1 protein-coding gene and 1 pseudogene are annotated in these 461 nt (G+C 48.4%); one reads left to right on the forward strand and one right to left on the reverse strand.

Translation table 11 applies throughout. The features are described from left to right. Positions 1–131: 131 nt before the first annotated feature. Positions 132–239: pseudogene (locus tag EZM41_RS13660) on the reverse strand (hypothetical protein); the annotation flags it as partial. Here EZM41_RS13660 and EZM41_RS13665 point away from each other — a divergent pair. Then, a complete protein-coding gene (locus EZM41_RS13665; RefSeq protein ID WP_232619154.1) occupies positions 207–374 on the forward strand; it encodes a hypothetical protein in 168 nt (55 codons plus the stop codon). The pseudogene EZM41_RS13660 and the gene EZM41_RS13665 sit on opposite strands and share 33 nt — an antisense overlap. The last annotated feature ends 87 nt before the right edge of the window (positions 375–461 follow it).

A 461-nucleotide genomic window follows, 5' to 3' on the forward strand; every position in this document is an offset into this window, starting at 1 on the left:
CCCCTACTATGTTGCCCAGCGTTACAGGGATCATGTTGTTAAAAAAGCCGTGCCATGTAACGTTCGTCAACTCTTCTTGCGAAATACCAGCCAAAGCTGCCGCTTGGCTTCTTTTCATAAAATTGGCAAAGTTCAAAAAATACATGACCGCTCATCTCGGCGGCCATTAGAGCTCCCGTCTCTCTCAGCTTGGCCTTGACGAGCGAATGCCCGGCCTTCCACATGACCGCCTCGCCTCCGGCAGCCTCTATAGCCTTAAAACTCAGCGCTTTTATAACCCGCTGCTTTCCGAAGAAGATGTAAGGCTCATCGAAATCTTAAAAGAGGGACCCTTCGCTTTCTCATCCGACGGAGAGTCCCTCTTCCTTTGTTGATGCGTCTAAATCAAGCAGTATTCGATCCTCAGAAAGCAGTTCGCTCACCCTCATGTCCTTACCTCCTCAATTTTGATATCTTTCATT

The organism is Acetomicrobium sp. S15 = DSM 107314 (assembly GCF_016125955.1).
Classification (GTDB): Bacteria; Synergistota; Synergistia; order Synergistales; family Thermosynergistaceae; genus Thermosynergistes; species Thermosynergistes pyruvativorans.